Source organism: Streptococcus sp. 1343, from assembly GCF_013277355.1.
In the GTDB taxonomy this organism is placed as follows: domain Bacteria; phylum Bacillota; class Bacilli; order Lactobacillales; family Streptococcaceae; genus Streptococcus; species Streptococcus pseudopneumoniae.
The window spans coordinates 38,052-44,051 of the sequence record NZ_VMMT01000060.1 but is presented as its reverse complement, the minus strand read 5'-3'; the positions used below and the strand labels follow the sequence as shown (position 1 = coordinate 44,051).

Here is a 6,000-nt window from a genome sequence, read left to right as displayed (position 1 = left end):
TATCAGGCTACACATCCTACAGTCCAAAAGTGGATGGTCCAGATTTTGAACTCATCAAAAAACTCTGTGATGCCGGTGTAGATGTCATTGCAGAAGGAAAAATTCATACACCAGAACAAGCCAAACAAATCCTTGAATACGGAGTGCGAGGCATCGTTGTTGGTGGCGCTATTACTAGACCAAAAGAGATTACAGAACGCTTCGTTGCTGGTCTTAAATAAGATGTGAGGGGGGGAGTTTTATATTTAAAGTTTTACAAAAAGTTGGAAAAGCTTTTATGTTACCTATAGCTATACTTCCTGCAGCAGGTCTACTTTTGGGGATTGGTGGTGCACTTTCAAACCCAACCACGATAGCAACTTATCCAATACTAGACAATAGTATTTTTCAATCGATATTCCAAGTAATGAGCTCTGCAGGAGAGGTTGTATTCAGTAACTTGTCACTACTTCTCTGTGTGGGATTATGTATTGGCTTAGCGAAACGAGATAAAGGAACCGCTGCGTTAGCAGGAGTAACTGGTTACTTAGTTATGACTGCAACGATCAAAGCTCTGGTAAAACTTTTTATGGCAGAAGGATCTGCAATTGATACTGGAGTTATTGGAGCATTAGTTGTCGGAATAGTTGCCGTATATTTGCACAACCGATATAGCAATATTCAATTACCTTCCGCTTTAGGATTCTTTGGAGGTTCACGCTTCGTTCCTATTGTTACATCGTTCTCTTCTATCTTAATTGGCTTTGTCTTCTTTGTTATTTGGCCACCTTTCCAACAACTTCTTGTTTCTACAGGTGGATATATTTCTCAGGCAGGTCCAATTGGAACTTTTCTATATGGATTTTTAATGAGACTTTCTGGAGCAGTAGGCTTACATCATATGATTTATCCTATGTTTTGGTATACTGAACTTGGTGGTGTTGAAACTGTTGCAGGACAAACAGTGGTTGGGGCTCAAAAAATATTTTTTGCTCAATTAGCCGATCCGGCTCATTCTGGATTATTTACAGAAGGAACAAGGTTTTTTGCAGGTCGTTTCTCAACAATGATGTTCGGTTTACCGGCTGCCTGTTTAGCGATGTACCATAGTGTTCCTAAGAATCGTCGTAAAAAATACGCGGGTTTGTTTTTTGGAGTTGCTTTAACATCTTTTATTACCGGTATTACAGAACCAATTGAATTTATGTTTCTATTCGTCAGTCCGGTTCTATATGTTGTTCACGCATTCCTTGATGGTGTCAGCTTTTTTATTGCAGACATCTTAAATATTTCAATAGGAAACACATTTTCAGGAGGTGTAATCGATTTCACTTTATTTGGAATTTTGCAGGGGAACGCTAAGACGAATTGGGTTCTTCAGATTCCATTTGGACTTATTTGGAGTGTTTTGTATTATATTATTTTTAGATGGTTCATTACTCAATTCAACGTTCTAACGCCAGGAAGAGGAGAAGAAGTAGATTCTAAAGAAATTTCTGAATCCGCAGATTCAACTTCAAATACTGCGGATCATTTAAAACAGGATAGCCTACAAATTATCAGAGCCTTGGGTGGATCAAATAATATAGAAGATGTAGATGCTTGTGTGACACGTTTACGTGTAGCTGTAAAAGAAGTTAATCAAGTTGATAAAGCACTTTTAAAACAAATTGGTGCAGTTGATGTCTTAGAAGTGAAGGGTGGCATTCAAGCAATCTATGGAGCAAAAGCAATCTTATATAAAAATAGTATTAATGAAATTTTAGGTGTAGATGATTAAGTACTTACTGACTTAATAAAAAATAGAGGAGAGTGATTGATGAGTAGGAAAAAATGAAAACGTATATAAATGCAAAGAACTCATTATCCAAGTTGGATACGCTTATAAAATAGGAGAATACAAATGAAATTTAGAAAATTAGCTTGTACAGTACTTGCGGGTGCTGCGGTTCTTGGTCTTGCTGCTTGTGGCAATTCTGGCGGAAGTAAAGATGCTGGTAAATCAGGTGGTGACGGTGCCAAAACAGAAATCACTTGGTGGGCATTCCCAGTATTTACCCAAGAAAAAGCTGGTGACGGTGTTGGAACTTATGAAAAATCAATCATCGAAGCGTTTGAAAAAGCAAATCCAGATGTAAAAGTGAAATTGGAAACCATCGACTTCAAGTCAGGCCCTGAAAAAATCACAACAGCCATCGAAGCAGGAACAGCTCCGGACGTACTCTTTGACGCACCAGGACGTATCATCCAATACGGTAAAAATGGTAAATTGGCTGAGTTGAACGACCTTTTCACAGATGAATTTGTTAAAGATGTCAATAACGAAAACATCATACAAGCAAGTAAAGCTGGAGACAAGGCTTACATGTATCCAATTAGTTCTGCCCCATTCTACATGGCAATGAACAAGAAAATGCTAGAAGATGCTGGAGTGGCAAACCTTGTAAAAGAAGGTTGGACAACTGATGATTTTGAAAAAGTATTGAAAGCACTCAAAGACAAGGGCTACACACCAGGTTCATTGTTCAGTTCTGGTCAAGGGGGAGACCAAGGAACACGTGCCTTTATCTCTAACCTTTATAGCGGTTCTGTAACAGATGAAAAAGTTAGCAAATATACAACTGATGATCCTAAATTCGTCAAAGGTCTTGAAAAAGCAACTGGCTGGATTAAAGACAATTTGCTCAATAATGGTTCACAATTTGACGGTGGGGCAGATATCCAAAACTTTGCCAACGGTCAAACATCTTACACAACCCTTTGGGCACCAGCTCAAAATGGTATCCAAGCTAAACTGTTAGAAGCAAGTAAGGTAGAAGTAGTAGAAGTACCATTCCCATCAGACGAAGGTAAACCAGCTCTTGAATACCTTGTAAACGGATTTGCAGTATTCAACAATAAAGACGACAAGAAAGTCGCTGCATCTAAGAAATTCATCCAGTTTATCGCAGATGACAAAGAGTGGGGACCTAAAGACGTAGTTCGTACAGGTGCTTTCCCAGTCCGTACTTCATTTGGAAAACTTTATGAAGACAAACGCATGGAAACAATCAGCGGCTGGACTCAATACTACTCACCATACTACAACACTATTGATGGATTTGCTGAAATGAGAACACTTTGGTTCCCAATGTTGCAATCTGTATCAAATGGTGACGAAAAACCAGCGGACGCTTTGAAAGCCTTCACTGAAAAAGCGAACGAAACAATCAAAAAAGCTATGAAACAATAGTCCTTAGTTATTCTATAAAAAGTAGTTTTTTAAAGAAGCTAAGAGTGTATACCCCCTTTTCCCTCTACACAGATAGTGTAAGAAAAGGGGGCTTTTGTTTAAAATGTAAGAAACTGTCACGAAATTAAAATGAAGTTCTTACATAAGCGAATCATAAAAAATTTCATTTTGATTTTAAAACAGTTCAAGAAAGTCAAAAAATTATTCTATTTGAAAGAGAGGTGCCGACTGTGAAAGTCAATAAAATTCGTATGCGGGAAACAGTGATTTCCTATGCTTTCCTAGCACCAGTGTTGTTCTTCTTTATTATCTTTGTTTTAGCACCAATGATTATGGGCTTCATCACAAGTTTCTTTAACTATTCTATGACTAGTTTCCAATTTGTGGGCTTAGATAACTATGTCCGTATGTTTAAAGATCCTGTCTTTGCAAAATCTCTGATTAACACAGTTATTTTGGTTATTGGATCCGTGCCAGTTGTTGTTCTATTCTCACTCTTTGTAGCATCGCAAACCTATCACCAAAATGCCATTGCCAGATCCTTCTACCGTTTTGTCTTCTTCCTTCCTGTTGTAACAGGTAGTGTTGCCGTAACGGTTGTATGGAAATGGATCTATGATCCATTATCAGGAATTCTCAACTTTGTGCTTAAATCAAGTCATATCATTACTCAAAACATTTCATGGCTTGGTGATAAGCACTGGGCATTGATGGCGATTATGATTATTCTCTTGACCACTTCAGTTGGTCAGCCAATCATCCTTTATATCGCTGCTATGGGGAATATTGACAATTCACTGGTTGAAGCGGCGCGTGTTGATGGTGCAACTGAGTTTCAAGTTTTCTGGAAGATTAAATGGCCAAGCCTTCTTCCAACAACTCTTTATATTGCAATCATCACAACAATTAACTCCTTCCAGTGTTTCGCCTTGATTCAGCTTTTGACATCTGGTGGTCCAAACTACTCAACAAGTACCTTGATGTACTACCTGTACGAAAAAGCCTTCCAATTGACAGAATACGGCTATGCCAACACCATTGGTGTCTTCTTGGCAGTCATGATTGCTATCGTAAGCTTTGTTCAATTTAAAGTACTTGGAAACGACGTAGAATACTAAAGAAAGGAGACAGTTATGCAATCTACAGAAAAAAAACCATTAACAGCCTTTACTGTTATTTCAACAATCATTTTGCTCTTGTTGACTGTGCTGTTCATCTTTCCATTCTACTGGATTTTGACAGGGGCATTCAAGTCACAGCCTGATACCATTATGATTCCGCCACAATGGTTCCCTAAAATGCCAACCATGGAAAACTTCCAACAACTTATGGTGCAGAACCCTGCCTTGCAATGGATGTGGAACTCAGTATTTATCTCATTGGTAACCATGTTCTTAGTCTGTGCAACCTCATCTCTAGCAGGTTATGTATTGGCTAAAAAACGTTTCTATGGTCAACGTATCCTATTTGCTATCTTTATCGCTGCTATGGCGCTTCCAAAACAAGTTGTCCTTGTACCATTGGTACGTATCGTCAACTTCATGGGAATTCATGACACTCTTTGGGCAGTTATTTTGCCTTTGATTGGATGGCCATTTGGGGTCTTCCTCATGAAACAGTTCAGTGAAAATATCCCTACAGAATTGCTCGAATCAGCTAAGATTGACGGTTGTGGTGAGATTCGTACCTTCTGGAGCGTAGCCTTCCCGATTGTGAAACCAGGGTTTGCGGCTCTTGCAATCTTTACCTTCATCAATACTTGGAATGACTACTTCATGCAGTTGGTAATGTTGACTTCACGTAACAATTTGACTATTTCACTTGGGGTTGCGACCATGCAGGCTGAAATGGCAACCAACTATGGTTTGATTATGGCAGGAGCTGCCCTTGCTGCCGTGCCAATTGTAACAGTCTTCCTAGTCTTCCAGAAATCCTTCACACAAGGGATTACTATGGGAGCGGTCAAAGGATAATACTCTGCGAAAATCGAATGCAAACTAGGTCAGCGTCACCTTGCCATACTTAAGTATTGCCTGCGGTTAGCTTCCTAGTTTGTTCTTCAATTTTCATTGAGTATAAGAGAATATAGAGTTATAAGTGTCTACAAAATGGAGGGTATGCAGTTACTTTATGAAGTTTTGTCAGACACTTATCAACTTAAGAATGGTTTTAGTTAACTATCAGAAACGAAGGAAAGAGTATGATTTTTGACGATTTGAAAAATATCACCTTTTACAAAGGGATTCATCCTAATTTAGACAAGGCTATCGACTATCTCTACCAACATCGTAAGGATTCTTTCGAATTAGGAAAGTATGATATTGATGGAGATAAAGTCTTTCTAGTTGTTCAGGAAAATGTCCTCAATCAAGCTGAAAATGATCAATTTGAACACCATAAGAACTATGCAGATTTGCATTTGCTGGTAGAAGGGCATGAATATTCGAGCTACGGTTCACGTATCAAAGATGAAGCAGTAGCATTTGACGAAGCAAGTGACATTGGTTTTGTCCATTGTCATGAACACTACCCACTCTTGTTGGGTTATCACAATTTTGCGATTTTCTTCCCAGGAGAGCCACATCAGCCAACTGGTTATGCAGGTATGGAAGAAAAGGTTCGAAAATATCTCTTTAAAATTTTGATTGATTAAAAATAGGATGAATTGTTTTTTTGTAAAGCTTTGATAATACTCTACCATGAAATTGATCTTTGTGAGGTAGAGAAATGAGAATAAAATATTTAAAAATTGGTATCTTCTTGTCAGTCTGTTTATTGCTAATGAGTAA

Annotated in this window: 5 protein-coding genes and 1 pseudogene; all 6 read left to right on the top strand. The window is 38.4% G+C overall.

Going from position 1 to position 6,000, the window contains the following annotated elements; genetic code table 11:
* A pseudogene (locus tag HT709_RS08955) lies at window positions 1-221 on the top strand (N-acetylmannosamine-6-phosphate 2-epimerase); the annotation flags it as partial.
* 20 nt (window positions 222-241) lie between these two features.
* The gene (locus tag HT709_RS08950; RefSeq protein ID WP_044012217.1) at window positions 242-1,759 is read left to right on the top strand and encodes a PTS transporter subunit EIIC; all 1,518 of its coding nucleotides are present in this window, start codon (window positions 242-244) and stop codon (window positions 1,757-1,759) included.
* A 123-nt stretch (window positions 1,760-1,882) separates the two neighbouring features.
* Entirely contained in the window at window positions 1,883-3,211 is a 1,329-nt protein-coding gene (locus HT709_RS08945) for an ABC transporter substrate-binding protein (RefSeq protein ID WP_000672129.1), read from the top strand.
* A gap of 251 nt (window positions 3,212-3,462) precedes the next feature.
* Window positions 3,463-4,329, top strand: coding sequence for a sugar ABC transporter permease (locus HT709_RS08940; RefSeq protein WP_161802645.1), 867 nt, complete (start codon window positions 3,463-3,465; stop codon window positions 4,327-4,329).
* Window positions 4,330-4,344: 15 nt separating this feature from the next.
* Window positions 4,345-5,184: a carbohydrate ABC transporter permease gene (locus tag HT709_RS08935; RefSeq protein WP_001192006.1), complete on the top strand. Its 840-nt coding sequence runs from the start codon at window positions 4,345-4,347 to the stop codon at window positions 5,182-5,184.
* Window positions 5,185-5,411: 227 nt separating this feature from the next.
* Window positions 5,412-5,864 (top strand): YhcH/YjgK/YiaL family protein, encoded by a 453-nt coding sequence (locus tag HT709_RS08930; RefSeq protein ID WP_119920024.1) that lies wholly within the window; start codon window positions 5,412-5,414, stop codon window positions 5,862-5,864.
* Window positions 5,865-6,000 lie beyond the last annotated feature (136 nt).

What these genes read in the sequence shown, in the direction of transcription:
- HT709_RS08945 (WP_000672129.1), top strand. Translation starts at nt 1,883, where the DNA reads ATGAAATTTAGAAAATTAGCTTGTACAGTACTTGCGGGTGCTGCGGTT.
- HT709_RS08940 (WP_161802645.1), top strand. Translation starts at nt 3,463, where the DNA reads ATGCGGGAAACAGTGATTTCCTATGCTTTCCTAGCACCAGTGTTGTTC.
- HT709_RS08935 (WP_001192006.1), top strand. Translation starts at nt 4,345, where the DNA reads ATGCAATCTACAGAAAAAAAACCATTAACAGCCTTTACTGTTATTTCA.
- HT709_RS08930 (WP_119920024.1), top strand. Translation starts at nt 5,412, where the DNA reads ATGATTTTTGACGATTTGAAAAATATCACCTTTTACAAAGGGATTCAT.